Origin of the sequence: Bradyrhizobium sp. LTSP849 (assembly GCF_000938255.1) — a bacterium.
Taxonomy (GTDB): Bacteria; Pseudomonadota; Alphaproteobacteria; order Rhizobiales; family Xanthobacteraceae; genus Bradyrhizobium.
The window spans coordinates 122179-139204 of sequence record NZ_JYMR01000001.1 but is presented as its reverse complement, the minus strand read 5'-3'; the positions used below and the strand labels follow the sequence as shown (position 1 = coordinate 139204).

The window sequence follows — 17026 nt, the reverse complement described above, 5'->3', positions numbered from 1 at the left end:
CATGCGCCTTTCGGATGTCGTACTGCTTCTCAACGCGCTCTGGTTCGGCGGCGCATTCGTCCAGTTCAGCATTGCCCAGCGCAACACGCTGAAGATATTGCTGCCACGGGAAGAGCGCGGCAATCCGATCGCGCCGACCTTGGCGGCCAGCGTGGCGTTCCTGGGCGGGATCAATCTGCCGATCGGGATTTTGTCGCTCTATCTTCTGGCAGCTCGTCCGTCCTTCTTCCAGAGGATCGAAGCGCAGCTTGTGCTGTTCCTGTTCTTTGCTGCCTGCCATTTCAGCCAGTTCGCCTATAACCTTCCGGTCCTGATGCGCGGAGGACGCGTCGGAGTGGCCTACTGGCCCGTGTTGAAGGGGCCAATGCTCAGGATCTTCGTCATCGATGCGGCTCTGTTCGCGGCCAATCTTGGTGTGGCGCTCCCGCTCGTCTCGCGCCCCTGACAAGCGCGGCGCTTGAGGTGAAGGAATGGCGGTATCTGCTGACCGCCCAACGAAGATCGCGTGAGGGAGGAGGCTGATGCCCATCTCGGGCAAGGTCGATCCGGTGGCGTGGCATCTTTATCGACGGGTTGGTGGTGCAGGTGGCGTAAGAGGGGAGCCGGACGCAACGGCTACGAAGCGGTCGAACACAAGGCTTCGACGATCTTATTCGATCGAAAGCGATTTCGCGCTTCAAAAGCATGGCGCGTGCGAGAAAACGGTAGCTAATTGCAGTTATTGCGCGCACGGTGCGCCGATGTCGGAAAGAGCGGTCGTCTCTGCGCACACGACGACACGCGCGCGACGCGAAGCCACTCATTCCTCGCACCCGCGGAGCCGAATCATCACGACGTCGCAACGGCGATCGTTGCGCATGTTGCCCGTTACGGCGGTTGAGTCGGATGCGGCAGGCTCGTGCTGCGGATGCTTGAAAGATTCCAGCGCGATTCGATATGAGATCGAACGCCAACCGAAAGCAGCTGATGCAAGCTCTCTCCCCACGGCACGTCAAGACAGACGAAGCGCTCCGGCTCGGCGTGGAGTCAGGCTGGTACGCGATCAGGGTCAGCGGTACCTTTGTCTCGGGCCCGCACGGCTCGGAAGGGGATTGCCGTCGCAAGATCGACGAGATTCATCCGCCGCTGGTAACGAAGAAGCGATGAGGGCGCAGATTGCGGCCGCTACGGCGTCTTGATTCCCATCGCCTTCAATGCCGCAAGCATCTGCGCCGGCGGAGCCATCTTGATCTGCGGCGCCTTTCCCGTCTCCAGCAAACTCTTCAGTCCCGACAGGATCGCGGGCCAGCCGGTGCGGCCGCCGGAGAGGATGTCGTCGCTGAGCGCGCGGTCGTGGCGCTCGCTCATGGTGAGGCGGACGGCCTCGCCGGCAGGCTCGATCTCGTAGGTCACGAGTGTGGTGCCGAGTTTTGCGACGAGATCGGGCCAGTTGACGTTCCACGTCACTGTCAGCTTCTTCGGCGGATCGTATTCGAAGACTTCGCCAGAGATGTGCAGCGAACCATCAGGCGCGCGCACGATGAAGGTGCCGCCGAGTTTTGGCTCCATCTCCACCGCAAAGCCGGAGAAATACTTTCGGCTGAACTCGGCCGAGGTCAGTGCCTCCCAAACCTTCTCGGGCGTGGAGGCGATGTAAATCGTATAGACCGTGAGCGGCTTGAACTGATCGAGGTTCATTTCGCGTCAAATCCCTTGTTGAGCGCGGCGCGCGGAATGGCGAGCATCTGGCCTCTCTCCAGCAGGCTCTTGAGCCCGGACAGGATCGCGGGCCAGCCGTTGGAGACGGCGCCGAGATATTTGCCGCCCTCGACGAAGCCGTCATGCAGCACCGTCAGGCGCGTGAGCGAACCGAAGGGTTCGAGCGTGAAGACGACGCGCGAGATCGGTTCACCGCGGAGCTCTTCGAACTTCTGATGCTTGAAGCTGTAGGACAGCCGCCGCGGTGGATCGGCCTCGAGGATCTCGCCGGAATCGGTGGTTTCGCCGTCCAGCAATAGCGCGAAGGGGGAGCCGACCTTCCAGTCAGACCTGACCTCGGCGCCGAACCAGTATTGCTTTGTGAACGCGCTCGACGTCAGTGCCTCCCACAGCTGCTCCGGCGTGGTCTCGACGTAGGTGACGTAGACGAATTGGGGCTTACTCATCGCGCTTCTCCAACTGACGTTTCAACTCGCTGAGTGCGGCGAGCTTGCCGCGCTCGAATTTCTTGATCCAGCGCTCGCCGATCTGATGGATCGGCACCGGGTTGAGATAGTGCAGCTTCTCGCGGCCATGTCTGATGGTCGTGACCAGATTGGCCTCTTCCAGAATGACAAGGTGCTTTGTCACGGCCTGGCGCGTCATCGCGAGGCCCTCGCAGAGTTCGTTCAGCGTCTGGCCGTTCCTGGCGTGAAGGCTGTCCAGCAGCGACCGTCGTGACGCGTCGGCGAGCGCTTTGAAGACCTCATCCATGGCAGTGATAATAAGCAACCAATTGGTTGCATGTCAATTTGGTGTCTTTGGCGCCCACAATTGGTTGTGTTAGCCTTGAAGCTCAGCCAACGCAGATTGGTTCCGGGAGGGCTCTTATGTTCCGTTGCGTCTTAACTGCTGCTTGCCTCGTCCTTTTCGCCAGCAGCACTCTCGTTCACGCGCAGAAGCAAACGATCGGCGCGCCGCCGGAAGCTTCCAACATGAAGCTGGTCGGCAGCAACGATCTCCAGGCGCGCAGCGCCTATCAGCCGACCATCCATCACCAGGGTAATCGCTGGATCGCCTATATCGGTCACCACGGCGGCACCGATGACGTGCCCGCGCCCGTCAATCCGATGACGGGGCAGGCGGAGCCGAACGGAACCTCGATCGTCGACGTCACTGACCCCGCGCATCCCAAATATCTGCGGCACCTGCCGGGGCAGGAAGGCAAATATGAATCCGGCGGCGCGCAGATGGTGCGCGTCTGCGACGGCAAGTCGTTGCCGAAGGGCGATCCGAATGCGGTCTATATGCTGCGCACTTTCGGCAGTGAGGCGCATGAGATCTGGAATGTCGCCGATCCTGCGAGCCCCGTGCTCATCACGCGCCTTGGCGGCTTGAAGGACACGCACAAGAGCTGGTGGGAGTGCGACACCGGCATCGCTTATCTCGTTTCGGGCGCGCCGGACTGGCGCACCCGCCGCATGACGCAGATCTATGATCTCAGCGATCCCGCCCATCCGCAGAAGATCAGGGATTTCGGCCTGCCGGGTCAGGAGCCCGGTTCGACCGGCGCGGTGCCGACCGAACTGCACGGGCCGATCTCGACCGGGCCCACCGGCAATCGCGTCTATTTCGGCTATGGCACCAACAAGGGCGGCATTTTGCAGATCGTCGATCGCGAGAAGCTATTGAACGGCGGCAAAGAGCCGACGCCGGACAATCTGCGTTATCCCGAGATCTCGCGGATGCCGATGTCCGCGTTCAACGGTGCCCACACCACGTTCCCGATGCTCGACATGCCGGTAGCCGAGTTCGCCGAGGACAAGGACGGCAAGACCCGCGACATCGTGATGATCGTGGACGAGGCGATCCTCAACGAATGCGGCGAGGCGCGGCAGATGGTGTGGTTCGCCGACGTCACCACCGAGACGCGGCCGATGATGATCTCGAGCTACACCGTGCCGGAGGCGAGCGGGCAGTTCTGCCAGCGCGGCGGCCGCTTCGGCTCGCATTCGGCGAACGAGAGCATGGCGCCGGTCTATTACAAGAAGATGGCCTTCATCGCCTTCTTTAATGCCGGGGTGCGCGCGCTCGACATCCGCGATCCCTATCACCCCAAGGAAGTCGGCTATTTCATTCCTGCGATCACGCAGGCGACCGACAAGCGCTGCATTCCGGTCGAGGGTGGCGAGCGCTGCAAGGTCGCGATCCAGACCAACAATGTCGAGACCGATGACCGCGGCTACATCTACATCGTCGATCGCGCCAACACCGGCCTGCACGTTTTGGAGCTGACCGGGCCGGCACGCGCCGTCGCCGGCCTGCCGAAGAACTGACGATGCGGCGTGCGGTGACCATCGCGCTCGTCCTGGCGGCGCTCGGCGCGTCCGGCGTCGGCGCGTATCAGCTTGCGCCGCCGCTTGGGCAAGCATCAGCGCATTGGCGCGAGATCGCCTGGCCGTTCTCGCGCGACGGCTGGCCGGCGGGCCGCGCGTTTCGCTGCGAAGGCGGTGGCTGCGACGGCGTCGAGCTCTACGTCCGCGCCAAGCGCGGCTTCTGCAATTGCGACAGCGGCGTCGCAGATGACGACGAGGTCGATCGCGTTGCCGATATCGATCTGATCACCCCGCGGTTTACTGCGACTGCCCCGGGTGAGCTGGTGCATCTCGGTGAGATGCGCGGTCGCGCGCGACGGTATGATCTCGCCATTGATGACAGTGTGAGCCGCGCCGCGATCGGCATTGCCGTCTCACGGCGCTGCGATCTCTTCGTCGCGGCGGCGCAGGGGCGTGGCGACGCCAGCGCGATGCAGCATGCGGCGCTCGCGTTTCTGGAGGCGGAGGAGATGGAAACGTGGGTGGCTGCGGCGCTGGACGGACACTGAGTGTCATGCATTAATACAAGTAAACGCCTTCAGCTCGAGTCCTCACCATGATGTCCATGCAAGCCTATCTCGCCTTCGTTGCCGCCTGCATCGCGCTGGCGCTGCTGCCTGGGCCGATCGTCACCCTTGTCATCGCCAACGGCCTGCGTCACGGCACGCGCGCGGCGCTGACCAACATTCTCGGCGTGCAGCTGGGGCTGTTGATCGTGATTGGCATACTTGCAGTGGGCCTCACCACGCTCATGGCGACGATGGGCTATTGGTTCAACTGGGTGCGCTTTGCGGGCGCGGCCTATCTGGTCTGGCTCGGCATCAAGCTGATCCGCTCTCCGGTTGAGGGCGTCGATACCGACGCGCCACCGCCTCCCCCTCGTGGTGGCTTCCTTTTACAGGGCTTTGTCGTGGCGTTGTCGAACCCGAAGCTGCTGGTGTTCTTCGGCGCGTTCATTCCGCAATTCATGGATATGAGCAAGGATCACCTGTCGCAGGTCCTGGTGCTCGGAATCACCTTCATGGTGCTTGCCGGCTTGACGGACGGAATCTACGCGCTGCTTGCCGGACAGGTCCGCGGCTTTTTCTCGGCGCGCCGCACCCGCATGGTGTCACGCGTCTCCGGCGGCTTCATGATCGGCGGCGGCATCTGGCTGGCGTTGATCCGGGCGAAATAGCCCGCTTTCACCTCGCTTCGGGTTGAACCTTTCTCGGCGGCGACGCGTCCAACCGGGCATTGCCGCTGACGAAGGATTTGCCGTGCCCGATTTGCCCTGGTTCGTCTATGCGATGCTGCTCGCACCGCTCGGACTCATCCTGATTGCGGCCATCGTGAAGACCTGGCAGGCCCGCGAGGCGCGGAGCTGGCCGCAAGCACAAGGCAAGGCGGTCACCTCAGTCGCCGAGGTGCGCGAGGTCAGGGTGTCCGATGACGAGCGCGAGGAGGGCTATCGCCTCGAGAGCCGCAATTTTGCGAACGTGACCTACGAATATTCGGTCGCTGGCCGGAAGCTTCGCTGCAACCGCATCTCGATCGGCGAGGACCTCGGCAATTTCCAGGTGGCCGAGCAGCTCGCGAAATATCCCGCCGGCAGCATTGTCACCGTCTACTACAATCCGCGCCATCCCGATCAGGCCGTGCTCGAGCGTGATCTGCCCAAAGGCCTGTGGGGCTGTCTCGGTATCGGCACGGCAATTGTGATTGCCATCATTTTCGGCTCTGCCTTCGGCCTCAACCAGAGCTACGCCTATCTTGCGCATCACATCGCGCGTCCCGATCTCGCTGGCCTGGTCGTCGGCTTCGGTGCCTTTGGCCTCGTCATTGGACTGATGGGGTTTGCCGTGCGGCGGCAGACGTCGATGGCGACGCGCTGGCCGGTGGTGCCGGGTACGATCAAGCTGTCGGAGATGGAGGAATATCACGAGGCGAGCGAGCCGGGCGGAGGCCGTGGCGTCGAGATGTTCGGCAAGCGAGTGACCTACACCTATAACTACCGGGATGTCCGCTACACCAATGAATGCGCGCGAGTGGCAGCCGGTACACCGTCGGCCTCCAACAAGATGCTGGAGAAGCTGATGTCGCGCTATCAGGATGGCGCCAGCGTTGAGGTTCACGTCAATCCGGACAATCCGGCCGAGGCCACGCTCGACGCACGCGGCGACGGCCGCATTGCCTACGTGCTGTGGGGCATCGCCGCGATCTTCGCCGCGCTGGCCCTGTTCGTCGCGACGCGCGGCGGTTAGTCGACCAACCTCTCCGCCCGCAACTCCCCCTCGATCTCAGCAAAAATCCGCGCCAGCCGCTCGGCCCATTGCTGCTGGCCGGATTGATCGCCGATCAAATCCTGGCGGATCTCGATGCCGGTGTTGATCAGGCCGCGCGCCTCGCCGTGCACGGGGATGGTGTAGTCGGTGAGGTCGCTCACCGCGTAGGGCTCGTTGTCGCCGACGACCAAGTCGCTCTCGGCGTGGAGATGCTTCAGCAGGAGCCGCGGCAGCACCGTGTCGCGGTTGTAGAGCGCGCCGATGTGCCAGGGCCGCGCGACGCCGGCATAGATCGGCGTAAAACTGTGCAGCGACACCAGCACCGTTGGCCGCTTCGCATGCACGCGGTCGTCGATCACGGCATCGATGCGGTGATGATAAGGCTCGAAAATCTCGCGCCGCCGTGCCTCACGCTCCTGCTCCGAAATTCCCTCGTTGCGCGGGACCGACGTTGCCTCGGACATCACCGGGATCGAGCTCACCGCGCCGGGCGGGCGGTTGCAGTCGATCACCAGCCGCGAATAGCGCTGCGCGACCAGATGCGCATTGAGCAGCTCTGAGAGCTGCTCGGCGACACCGGCAATGCCGATATCCCAGGCGATGTGCCGCGTCAGTTCGCTCTCGGCGACGCCGAGATCGCCGAGCGCGTGCGGCAGGATCCGCCCGTAATGATCTGAGGTGAGCAGGAAGGGCGATGCTCCCCCTGCATTCACCTCATGCACTGGCGGCATGTCGCCCTTGCCGAGGAGTTGATCGGCCGCCTCAGCTGTGTCTAAAGCCATCCTGATTGCCTATGGAAAAAGCAGTCGACCCCGAAAATTGGGCAGGAATCGGTATAGATTGCCCTGTCCAAAATGACCATGATCGCCCGACGATGCCGCTACTGACGATTCATCACAAGACCGAATATCGTTACAACCGCCCGGTGGCGTTCGGCGAGCACAGGATCATGCTGCGTCCGCGCGACGGGCATGATCTGCGCGTGCTCGACTCTCAGCTCGATATCTCGCCGACGCCGATGTCGCTGCGCTGGATCCACGACGTGTTCGGCAATTCGGTCGCGATCGCGACTTTCGACGAGCGTGCGGACACGCTGACCTTCGACTGGCACGTCACCGTCGAACACAATCCGGTGGAGGAGTTCGCGCTGACACCGGACGATCCCGCCTTTTTCTATCCCTTCGTCTATGACGACGAGGAGTTTCCGGATCTCGTCCAGTACATCACGCCGCAATATGCCGATCCCAACGACGAGATCGCGGAGTGGGCGCGCGGCTTCCTCGATGAAGACTCGCCGTCGCCGACCTTCAAGATCCTCAGCGGCATCACCCACGGCATCCGCGAGCAGTTCAAATACCGCAAGCGCCATGAGCCGGGCACGCAGCATCCACTCGACACTTTGCAGTCGGGCACGGGAACTTGTCGGGACTATGCGCTGTTTATGATCGAAGCGCTGCGCCATCTCGGCTTCGCGGCGCGATTCGTCTCCGGCTACATCTTCGTGCCGGAGGATATCGAGGAACATCACGTCGGCGGTGGCTCGACGCACGCCTGGGTGCAGGTCTATTTGCCGAGCGCGGGCTGGATCGAGTTCGACCCGACCAACGGCATCGTCGGCACCCGCGACCTGATCCGTGTCGCGGTCGCCCGCGATCCGCGCCAGGCGATCCCGCTGTACGGCGTCTATATCGGCCCAGGGGATGCCTTCGAGGCCATGGACGTGAACATCAAGGTGGTCTCCGACGACCAGGACAGCGACCAGGAGATGGAGGCAGAGGTTTTGTAGATGGAGATCAAGGTCGGCTTCGAGATCACCTACGCGGCAGCGCAGCCGACACCGATGGTGATCATGCTCAACATCCACCCCTCGCGGCAGGCCGACATCATCGGCAAGGAGACGGTGGTCGCGGAGCCCGACGTTCCCATCCGCTTCTATCACGACGGTTTTGGTAATGTGTGCGGTCGCCTCGTCGCGCCGGCCGGCGGCGTGACGCTGAAGGGCCGCGCGCGGGTGCGTGACACCGGCCTGCCGGACGAGGTGATGCCGGGCGCGCAGCAACTCCCGATCGAGCAGCTGCCGAACGAGTTGATGCTCTATTTGATGCCGAGCCGTTACTGCGAGACCGACAAGCTCACCGACATCGCCTGGTCGCTGTTCGCCAAGACGGAGCCGGGCTGGAAGCGAGTCTGCGCGATCACCGAGTTCGTGCATAAGCACGTCGCGTTCGGCTACGAGCATGCCCATCACATGAAGTCGGCGCACGACGTCTACGAGCAGAAGACCGGCGTCTGCCGCGACTTCGCGCATCTCGCGTTGACGTTCTGCCGCTGCATGGGCATTCCGGCGCGCTACTGCACCGGCTATATGGGTGATATCGGCATTCCGCCGGATCCGTCTCCGATGGATTTTTCCGGATGGTTTCAGGTCTGGCTCTCCGGCAAATGGTTCACTTTCGACGCCCGCCACAACGTCCCCCGCAAGGGCCGCATCCTGATGGGAACGGGCCGCGACGCCGCCGACGTCGCGCTGTCGACCAGCTTTGGCCGGATGGAATTGAAGAAATTCGAAGTGGTGAGCGACGAGGTGGCGAAGGCGGGGTGAGGTGTTGGTCAGCGCTCAACACGCCTCTCCGCCGTCGTCCCGGCGAAGGCCGGGACCCATATCGCGTGATCTCTCGGTTAAGCGCGGTGTTAATACCGCGGTAGAGCTCTTTCACTGCCAGTCTTCGTCAAACTGCTCCCTGTGATTATGGGTCCCGGCCTTCGCCGGGACGACGGTGAGGTGTAGCGCTGTCGCTCCGCAAAATTCGCGGCTATAGACACCTCCATGACCTCCGATCGTCTCTTCGTCTACGGCACCCTGATGCGCGGCTTCGACCATCCGATGGCGCGGCTGCTCGCGGGCCATGCGGATTGTTTGGGTGACGCGACCTGTCGCGGCAGGCTCGTGCTGGTGAAGCATTATCCGGGATTGCTGCTGTCGGACGCGCCGTCCGATCTCGTTCACGGCGAGCTTTTTCAGCTCCGTGCGCCCGAGGAGCTCCTGAGTGAGCTCGACATGTACGAGGCCTGCGGCGAAGGCTTTCCGGAGCCGACCGAATATCTGCGCAAGCTGATCGACGTGACGCGTCTGGATGGCGCCATCGAGAAGGCCTGGACCTACATTTACAACTGGCCGGTCACTGATCTGCCCATCATCGAGTCGGGCCGCTTCCTGGAGCACTAAGCCGACAGCACTTCCTTGACCACGCGGACATCGACCTCACGCTCGACATAAGTCCATTCCTCGGTCCGCCGCAGCATCGCCACCAGCTCCTCGAACAGTGAGGCATGCGCGGGTGCGAACTCGAACCAGGTCAGGAAGTCGAAGGGCTCGCCGAGATCGCGGCAGTGATAGAGCTGCCGCGCGATCGCGGGCAGGAAGCGCAGGCTGCTGGCGATGTGGTGCGACTTGTCCTCAAAGATCCTGCGTCGCTCTTCCTGCGTCAGCTCCCACCAGGCCTGCGACTTGCGGATCGGGATCAGCGCCGCGCAGGTGGCCTCGAGCCGGCCGAGCCCGGCCTGCACCGCGGTGAGCTGCTGCTTCTCGGCGCGCTCGGTGTAGCGAAGCGAGCTCGGGGCGCCCACCAGCCGCCACGCATTGCGCGAGGGCACCAGTGGCAAAGAGACGGCATTGCCGTCGATCACCGACAGCGCCGGCATGAAAGGCAGGGGCTCGCCCGTCACGGGCGAAACCGAGGTCACACGCCAGCCCCCGCTCTGGCCACCTCGAAACGTCCTGAACATGGCCCATGGAAGCGTGGAACCGGGCTGGGTTCAAGGTCTCTGTCATGAGCCTCCGAAGATTTCCCCGGATCAGGCCCGCTTCTTTGGCTTCGACTTCTGCTGCATGTAGGAGCGCAGCACGGCATTCATGCGCCGCTGATAGCCCTCACCCTCGCGCTTGAAGAAAGCGAGCACGTCCTCGTCGAGCCGGATGGAGATGGCCTTTTTCCTGGGGGGCATCACGAGCACGGCGTCCGACCAATCGATGTCCTTGAACTCTGCCCAGTCGGGATCATTTGCGATCGAGGCTTCCAACTCCTCGTCCGTCATCGCATCGACACGGGCCCAATCAGTGTTTCCCTTGCGGCGATCGCCCCATCGACGCTTCACGATATGCTCTTTTTTCATCTGGCCTCGGACGTCGCGCTGAAATGATGCGGATCGCTTCGTTTCGGCGGGTAAAAATCACCGTCAGAATTCGATCCTTGAATTCTCCGATCGCGATCCACCGTTCCTCGTTGTTGCGGTTTGATTTCTTTGCGACGACCGGTCCGTAGAAAATCTGACTGGCGTCGTCGAAGCTGATACCGTGCTTGATCAGATTGGCCCGACTCTTCCCCTCGTCCCATTCGAAGCCCACAGGCGTGAGGAGGCCAAAGTCGGACATCAATTTCTCTGTATATACAATCGTATTCCAGGAATATCAAGCCTGTGGATATGGACGGAACATATCAAGAACATTAAATGAGCGATTGAAGCAAGGCAAGAGTTTGCCTCTCTGGTGAGGGGCGCTGCTTGCGGCCAAGCCAAGAGAGTTTCATCGCGCCATGCGCTTCACGCCCCAATTCCTCGACGAGCTGCGTGCCCGGCTTTCGGTCTCCGAAGTCGTGGGCAAGCGCGTCAAGCTGAAGAAGGCGGGGCGGGAGTGGAAGGGGCTGTCGCCGTTCCAGCAGGAGAAGACGCCGTCCTTCTACGTCAACGACCAGAAGGGTTTTTACCACGACTTCTCCTCCGGCAAACACGGCGACATCATCAACTTCGTGATGGAGACCGATGGCCTGCCGTTTGCCGAGGCGGTCGAGCGGCTTGCCAACATGGCGGGGCTGCCGCTGCCGGCGGTGACGCCGGATGCGGCGCGGCATGAGCAGCGGCGTCGCACGCTGCATGACGTCATGGAGCTTGCGGCAAAGTTCTTTGCCGAGACGCTGGCATCGCGCGTCGGCGCCAAGGCGCGCGGCTATCTTGCAGACCGCGCGATCTCGCCGGCGACGCAATTGCAGTTCCGCCTCGGCTACGCGCCACCGCCGCCCGAGCGCTTCGCGCTGAAGGAGCATCTCGGCAAGCTCGGCGTCTCCGTCGAGGACATGGTCGAGACCGGCATGCTCGTTGCCGGCGACGACATCCCCGTGCCCTACGATCGCTTCCGCGATCGCGTGATGTTTCCGATCACGGATCTGCGCGGCCGCGTCATCGCCTTCGGCGGACGCGCGCTGGAGAAGGACGTTCCGGCGAAATATTTGAACTCGCCGGAGACGCCGCTCTTCCACAAGGGCGACAATCTCTACAACCACCAGACGGCACGCAAGGCGACTCATGACGGCAGCGCGCTGATCGTGGTCGAAGGCTATGTCGACGTCATCGCCATGGTCACCGCGGGTTTTGCAGGCGCCGTCGCGCCGCTCGGCACTGCGCTGACCGAAAACCAGCTCGCGCTGCTCTGGAAGATGGCGGACGAGCCGATCCTCTGCTTTGACGGCGACCGCGCCGGACAGAAGGCGGCGTATCGCGCCGCCGATCTCGCGCTGCCGTTTCTCGCACCCGGAAAAAGCCTGCGCTTCGCACTGCTGCCGGAAGGGCAGGACCCCGACGATCTCGCGCGCTCCGGCGGCCGTGGCGCGATCGAGGAGGTGATCGCGGCGGCACGTCCGCTCGCCGACATGATCTGGTCGCGCGAGCTCGAAGGCGGCAACTTTGCCACCCCCGAGCGCCGCGCCGCGCTGGAGGCGCGCATCAAGGAGCTCTCCAACGGCATTCGCGACGAGGTGGTCCGGCGCTATTATCGCCAGGATCTCGCCGAGCGGCTTCTGCGCGCCTTTGCCCCCGATAGCGGGCGCGGCGGCTTTGCCGGCCGCGGCAATTTCCGTCCTGGTCAGGCCGGGCGCCAATTCCAGCCGAGGGGCGGGGGGCAGCCGAATCGATTCGGCGGCCAGGGGTTTGGTGGAGGCCGCCGCGGTGCGCCGGGGCCGATCCAGCTCCCCTCCGGCCCCTACCAGGCGGCGAGCCCGCAACTGGCATCAAGTCCGATCATGCGGGGGCAGCGCAGCGCCATTTCCCGGCGCGAGGCCCTGATCCTGCAAAGCCTGATCAACCACCCCTGGCTGCTGGATGATCACCTCGAGGAGGTGGCTGCCCTGGAGTTCGCCCACCCCGAGGCCCACAAGCTCAGGGCCGGGATCATCGCGGCTTTCGCCAACGATCATCACCACTCGCCGGACCCCGGCGAGCAGGCCGAGAAGATGCGATCCGACATCGAGAAAGGGGGATTTTTACAGCTTCTTCAAAGGGTTGAGGGCGGTATCACGACCGCGGCAGTGTGGGGCGCCCGCGAGGGCGCAGCCCGGGACGACGTTCTCTCCACCTGGCACCAGCTCGTTGCCTTGCATCGGCAGTACCATTCACTACTTAGAGAGTTGAAAGACGCCGAGCTGGCCTTGGGGGAGGACCCCAGCGAGGCCAATATGGCGTGGCTGCGTGACATCAAGGCCCGACTGGCCGAGGTCGACGGCACCGAGGCCCTGATCGAGGGTTTTGGCGAGCTGTCGGGCCGATTCCAGAAGAGCGTGTGATGAAAGAATCATGCGGACGGCCGGGGTCGGAACCGCTAAAAGACTCGCCAAATCCAAGGTTTGGCGGCAAAAACAGGGTTAATCGAGGCTTAACGGTCTTGTAGCACTTTGGCCCCCAGGCGGCCGCAGGCAGAACAGACGCGTCAGGAATGAATCCGCGCAATATCTGTTGGCACTTCACCTGCATCCGCTGCGACAAAGAGGCTCACGAAGCGTTAGGCAAATCCGGCGAGAGAAAGGTCGGGGTGGCGAGAGATGGGTGCGCCGCCCTTTCCGTGTCGCGATCTGACGAAGCGAGAGCGTCGAGCAACAGGTTCAAGTGATTTCACGCGGGCGGGCCAGTGAGCCTTCTGCATGAAGCGCGTTTAGGAGCAATGGATGGCCACCAAGGCAAAGACGCTGCAGGCGAAGGACAAGGAAAAAGACGACAAGGCAGCGGACGCGCCGGAGAAGGACTCCCAGGACGCGCCGTCGCCGTTGCTCGATCTGTCCGATGCGGCAGTGAAGAAGATGATCAAGCAGGCCAAGAAGCGCGGCTTCGTGACCTTCGATCAGCTCAACGAAGTTTTGCCGTCCGATCAAACCTCGCCCGAGCAGATCGAGGACATCATGTCCATGCTCTCGGACATGGGCATCAACGTCACCGAGGCCGATGATAGCGGCGACGAGGAGGAAAAGGACGAGGGCGGCGAGGACGAGACCGACAACGAGCTGGTCGAGGTCACGCAGAAGGCCGTCACCGAGGTCAAGAAGAGCGAGCCGGGCGAACGCACCGACGATCCCGTGCGCATGTATCTGCGCGAGATGGGCACGGTCGAGCTGCTGTCGCGCGAGGGCGAAATCGCGATTGCCAAGCGCATCGAGGCCGGCCGCGAGGCGATGATCGCAGGGCTCTGCGAAAGCCCGCTGACCTTCCAGGCCATCATCATCTGGCGCGACGAATTGAACGAAGGAAAGATCTTCCTTCGCGACATCATCGATCTCGAAGCGACCTATGCCGGCCCCGATGCCAAGGCCGGCATGAACACCGCCATGATTGCCGGTCCCAACGGCGAGAACGGCGAAGCGTCGGCCGAAGGCGGCCAGGCTGCTGCGGCCGTGGGCGCGCCGGCGCATGTCGCGCCGCCCGCAGCACCGCCGTCGCCGACCCCGTTCCGTGCCGTGCCTGCTGGCGGCACTGAGGCCGGCGAGGAAAAGGATCCGGCCGAGTCCGCCGCCGAGTCCGACATGGACGACGACGAGTTCGAGAACCAGATGTCGCTTGCGGCCATCGAGGCCGAGCTCAAGCCGAAGGTCGTCGAGATCTTCGACAAGATCGCCGACAGCTACAAGAAGCTGCGCAAGCTTCAAGAGCAGGACATCCAGAACCAGCTCCAGAACGAGTCGCTCTCGCCGCACCAGGAGCGCAAGTACAAGAAGCTGAAGGACGAGATCATCGTCGAGGTGAAGTCGCTGCGCCTGAACCAGGCCCGTATCGATTCGCTCGTCGAGCAGCTCTACGACATCAACAAGCGCCTCGTCTCGCATGAGGGCCGCCTGATGCGCCTTGCCGACAGCCATGGCGTCGCGCGCGAAGACTTCCTGCGCAACTACACCGGCTCGGAGCTCGACCCGCGCTGGCTCAACCGTGTCTCGAAGCTTTCGGCCAAGGGCTGGAAGAATTTCGTCCATCACGAGAAGGACCGCATCAAGGACCTCCGCCACGAGGTGCATCAGCTCGCTGCGCTGACCGGCCTTGAGATCGTCGAGTTCCGCAAGATCGTGCACTCCGTGCAGAAGGGCGAGCGCGAAGCCCGTCAGGCCAAGAAGGAGATGGTGGAAGCCAACCTCCGTCTCGTGATCTCGATCGCCAAGAAATACACCAACCGCGGTCTTCAGTTCCTCGACCTGATCCAGGAAGGCAACATCGGCCTGATGAAGGCGGTCGACAAGTTCGAGTATCGCCGCGGCTACAAGTTCTCGACCTACGCAACGTGGTGGATCCGGCAGGCGATCACCCGCTCGATCGCCGACCAGGCGCGCACCATCCGCATCCCCGTGCACATGATCGAGACGATCAACAAGATCGTGCGCACCTCGCGCCAGATGCTCAACGAGATCGGCCGCGAGCCGACCCCGGAAGAGCTCGCCGAAAAGCTCGGCATGCCCTTGGAGAAGGTCCGCAAGGTCCTCAAGATCGCCAAGGAGCCGTTGTCGCTGGAAACGCCAGTCGGTGACGAAGAGGATTCACACCTCGGCGATTTCATCGAGGACAAGAACGCGATCCTGCCGATCGACGCCGCCATCCAGTCGAACCTGCGCGAGACCACCACGCGCGTGCTGGCGTCCCTCACCCCGCGCGAAGAGCGCGTGCTGCGCATGCGCTTCGGCATCGGCATGAACACCGACCACACGCTGGAAGAAGTCGGCCAGCAGTTCTCGGTCACCCGCGAACGTATTCGCCAGATCGAAGCAAAGGCGCTGCGGAAGCTGAAGCATCCGTCGCGGTCGCGGAAGCTGCGGAGTTTCTTGGATAACTAATCTCGGCATCATGCCTGGATGCGATCCGGCCAGTCACTCAAATGAAAACGGCGGGCGAAAGCCCGCCGTTTTCTTTATATCGGCGCCGGAATTTCGTCGGGGCGGTAGTAAACCACAAGGGTCGTATAGGGATAATCGGCTCCCTCCACATCTTGGGCCATAACTAGACAGGCGTTGGCCGTAGATTTCTCGAAAAAACTTACGGAGGCATTGTCCATAATGTTGTGCCGCTTGGCTCGCTCGTCCTCATAGAACGCAGCACACGCGAAGCCAACTTTGCGCCAAATAGGAGGGTATTCAACAGTGGTATTCTGTCTAACGTGGATATCTTGCCGCTTTCGTTTTAATCCCCGACAAACGGATTTGAAATGAGATTCAAATTTGAGTTGATCATCGTATCCCAAATCAAGGAGAGCCAGTGCGGCTTCAGTCCAGCCCGGGGGCTTGCGATTCGCTAGTCGATCACGAATGGCCCGAAACCAGTTCGTCATTCTTCGAGCTGGCTTCGGGGTCTCGATTTTTTGGTCAAGAGCTTCGAAATAGGCGTCGATCTTCTGCGACATTCCGATGGCCATTAGACGATTTTTACCGGCTTCGAAATCGACCCCAATGAGTCCAGTTCCAACGTAGAGCCCCAGCAAGTCGAGTTCATCCGCCAGATATTCCCAGCTCTCCTGAATGGACTTTCTTCTCTGTAGATAGTGCATTCTCTCAACGGGGTTGTCCAAAATCTCAAAGACGACCTTTAGATCAGACAGCGAGATTGTGAGTGCCTTTGGAAAGTCGTCCGCGATTAAGCCTGTGCCTTCGATGGCCTTAAGGTTTGATTGAATCGTGGAGAAATCCTCAAGCGTAACGGACAGCCGGTGAAATTCTTTTACTGCGGCTAGGTCAATATTCACACCTAGTTCGAATGCTTGGGGTTCGCCCTTTTGCTTTTTGCGTAGCGCGTTTTCTAATCGCTGAGACTGTATTGCAGGAGCAATCAATAGGGCTTCTATCTCACGCTTCAGGCGCTGAGGTGCGCCGCGCAACGCCGGCCAAGAAATTCTGTTCGATTTAGCCTCAACGATAAAGAGTTGAGCGTCGACCTGGATCAGAAGGTCCGTTTCGTAATTCGCCCCTTCGTAGCTCCAAGTAACTGACGGGTGAATAGTATGGGTACCAAAAGCATTCTCAAAGCAGTTGGCAATTTCGTTCTCGAGATATTCAGCTCGTTGCTTGGCGACAAGCTGTTTCGTTGGCTCGTTCAGGGAAAAGATGCGGTCGAAGATATGAAACGCAAAAGCAGGGAAAAGTTGAGGAAAGCAACAGAAGTAGCTATCAGCGGCTTCTTTAATAGCGGGTCGCTCCCATATCGGATTTCCAAGAAAGATGTTCTCAAAGGGAAAATCCTTCAGGCCCCCATACTCGATCGAAAGGAAGTCAAACGCTGTCCTAGCGTTTGAGGGTGAGCAGCCTAGCTGCTTGGCCATATCGGTAGCTGAAAACCGGAATGTATCGGTTGCGAAGAGTCCGCTGTGACTGAGTAGCATCGCAATCACGTTCTCGCGCGACCATTTATCGCGTTCGGCCATGT

Annotated in this window: 19 protein-coding genes; 11 read left to right on the top strand and 8 right to left on the bottom strand. The window is 61.7% G+C overall.

What is annotated here, in order from left to right:
* The first annotated feature begins 1 nt into the window (after position 1).
* Entirely contained in the window at positions 2-445 is a 444-nt protein-coding gene (locus UB31_RS00675; protein ID WP_045009437.1) for a hypothetical protein, read from the top strand.
* 491 nt (positions 446-936) lie between these two features.
* Entirely contained in the window at positions 937-1146 is a 210-nt protein-coding gene (locus UB31_RS42415; protein ID WP_502691243.1) for a hypothetical protein, read from the top strand.
* Between the two features lie 18 nt (positions 1147-1164).
* On the opposite strand, the gene UB31_RS00665 is transcribed toward UB31_RS42415, so the two are convergent.
* From UB31_RS00665 to UB31_RS00655, 3 genes are read right to left on the bottom strand one after another with little or no spacing between them, the layout of a single operon-like run.
* Entirely contained in the window at positions 1165-1677 is a 513-nt protein-coding gene (locus tag UB31_RS00665; protein ID WP_045009436.1) for an SRPBCC family protein, read from the bottom strand.
* Positions 1674-2144: an SRPBCC family protein gene (locus UB31_RS00660; RefSeq protein ID WP_045009435.1), complete on the bottom strand. Its 471-nt coding sequence runs from the start codon at positions 2142-2144 to the stop codon at positions 1674-1676. Before UB31_RS00660 ends, UB31_RS00665 begins: the two co-directional genes overlap by 4 nt.
* On the bottom strand, positions 2137-2451 hold the full coding sequence (locus tag UB31_RS00655) for an ArsR/SmtB family transcription factor (protein ID WP_045009434.1): 315 nt from the start codon (positions 2449-2451) through the stop codon (positions 2137-2139). The genes UB31_RS00660 and UB31_RS00655 overlap by 8 nt, the downstream gene beginning before the upstream one ends.
* A 221-nt stretch (positions 2452-2672) precedes the next feature.
* Between UB31_RS00655 and UB31_RS00650 the strand changes: the two genes are divergently transcribed.
* From UB31_RS00650 to UB31_RS00635, 4 genes are all read left to right on the top strand, one after another.
* On the top strand, positions 2673-4013 hold the full coding sequence (locus UB31_RS00650) for an LVIVD repeat-containing protein (protein ID WP_245305925.1): 1341 nt from the start codon (positions 2673-2675) through the stop codon (positions 4011-4013).
* A gap of 2 nt (positions 4014-4015) precedes the next feature.
* Positions 4016-4561, top strand: a complete 546-nt coding sequence (locus UB31_RS00645; RefSeq protein WP_045009432.1) for a hypothetical protein — start codon at positions 4016-4018, stop codon at positions 4559-4561.
* A gap of 50 nt (positions 4562-4611) precedes the next feature.
* Positions 4612-5229 carry a LysE family translocator gene (locus UB31_RS00640; RefSeq protein WP_045004201.1) on the top strand — a complete coding sequence of 206 codons (618 nt, stop codon included), beginning with the start codon at positions 4612-4614 and terminating at the stop codon, positions 5227-5229.
* Between the two features lie 82 nt (positions 5230-5311).
* Positions 5312-6295 (top strand): DUF3592 domain-containing protein, encoded by a 984-nt coding sequence (locus tag UB31_RS00635; protein WP_050044704.1) that lies wholly within the window; start codon positions 5312-5314, stop codon positions 6293-6295.
* On the opposite strand, the gene UB31_RS00630 is transcribed toward UB31_RS00635, so the two are convergent.
* A complete protein-coding gene (locus UB31_RS00630; RefSeq protein ID WP_045009431.1) occupies positions 6292-7098 on the bottom strand; it encodes an N-formylglutamate amidohydrolase in 807 nt (268 codons plus the stop codon). The two genes, UB31_RS00635 and UB31_RS00630, sit on opposite strands and share 4 nt — an antisense overlap.
* Positions 7099-7190: 92 nt before the next feature.
* Here UB31_RS00630 and UB31_RS00625 point away from each other — a divergent pair, with 92 nt between their 5' ends.
* From UB31_RS00625 to UB31_RS00615, 3 genes are all read left to right on the top strand, one after another.
* On the top strand, positions 7191-8102 hold the full coding sequence (locus UB31_RS00625; RefSeq protein WP_045009430.1) for a transglutaminase family protein: 912 nt from the start codon (positions 7191-7193) through the stop codon (positions 8100-8102).
* Complete coding sequence (locus tag UB31_RS00620) at positions 8103-8918, top strand: transglutaminase-like domain-containing protein (protein WP_045009429.1); 816 nt, start codon at positions 8103-8105, stop codon at positions 8916-8918.
* 225 nt (positions 8919-9143) lie between these two features.
* Positions 9144-9542, top strand: a complete 399-nt coding sequence (locus tag UB31_RS00615) for a gamma-glutamylcyclotransferase family protein (RefSeq protein WP_045009428.1) — start codon at positions 9144-9146, stop codon at positions 9540-9542.
* Here the strand turns inward: UB31_RS00615 and UB31_RS00610 are convergent.
* The 3 genes from UB31_RS00610 to UB31_RS00600 form a co-directional block, all read right to left on the bottom strand.
* On the bottom strand, positions 9539-10102 hold the full coding sequence (locus UB31_RS00610; RefSeq protein ID WP_045009427.1) for a chlorite dismutase family protein: 564 nt from the start codon (positions 10100-10102) through the stop codon (positions 9539-9541). The two genes, UB31_RS00615 and UB31_RS00610, sit on opposite strands and share 4 nt — an antisense overlap.
* Positions 10103-10171: 69 nt before the next feature.
* A complete protein-coding gene (locus UB31_RS00605) occupies positions 10172-10411 on the bottom strand; it encodes a BrnA antitoxin family protein (protein WP_245305488.1) in 240 nt (79 codons plus the stop codon).
* Between the two features lie 19 nt (positions 10412-10430).
* On the bottom strand, positions 10431-10748 hold the full coding sequence (locus UB31_RS00600) for a BrnT family toxin (protein ID WP_045009426.1): 318 nt from the start codon (positions 10746-10748) through the stop codon (positions 10431-10433).
* A 160-nt stretch (positions 10749-10908) separates the two neighbouring features.
* On the opposite strand from UB31_RS00600, the gene dnaG reads away from it, so the two are divergent.
* Both dnaG and rpoD read left to right on the top strand, forming a co-directional pair.
* The gene (dnaG, locus tag UB31_RS00595) at positions 10909-12927 is read left to right on the top strand and encodes a DNA primase (protein WP_045009425.1); all 2019 of its coding nucleotides are present in this window, start codon (positions 10909-10911) and stop codon (positions 12925-12927) included.
* 378 nt (positions 12928-13305) lie between these two features.
* The gene (gene rpoD / locus UB31_RS00590) at positions 13306-15447 is read left to right on the top strand and encodes an RNA polymerase sigma factor RpoD (RefSeq protein WP_045003600.1); all 2142 of its coding nucleotides are present in this window, start codon (positions 13306-13308) and stop codon (positions 15445-15447) included.
* A gap of 74 nt (positions 15448-15521) precedes the next feature.
* On the opposite strand, the gene UB31_RS00585 is transcribed toward rpoD, so the two are convergent.
* Positions 15522-17024, bottom strand: a complete 1503-nt coding sequence (locus UB31_RS00585; protein ID WP_045009424.1) for a hypothetical protein — start codon at positions 17022-17024, stop codon at positions 15522-15524.
* Positions 17025-17026: the final 2 nt, after the last annotated feature.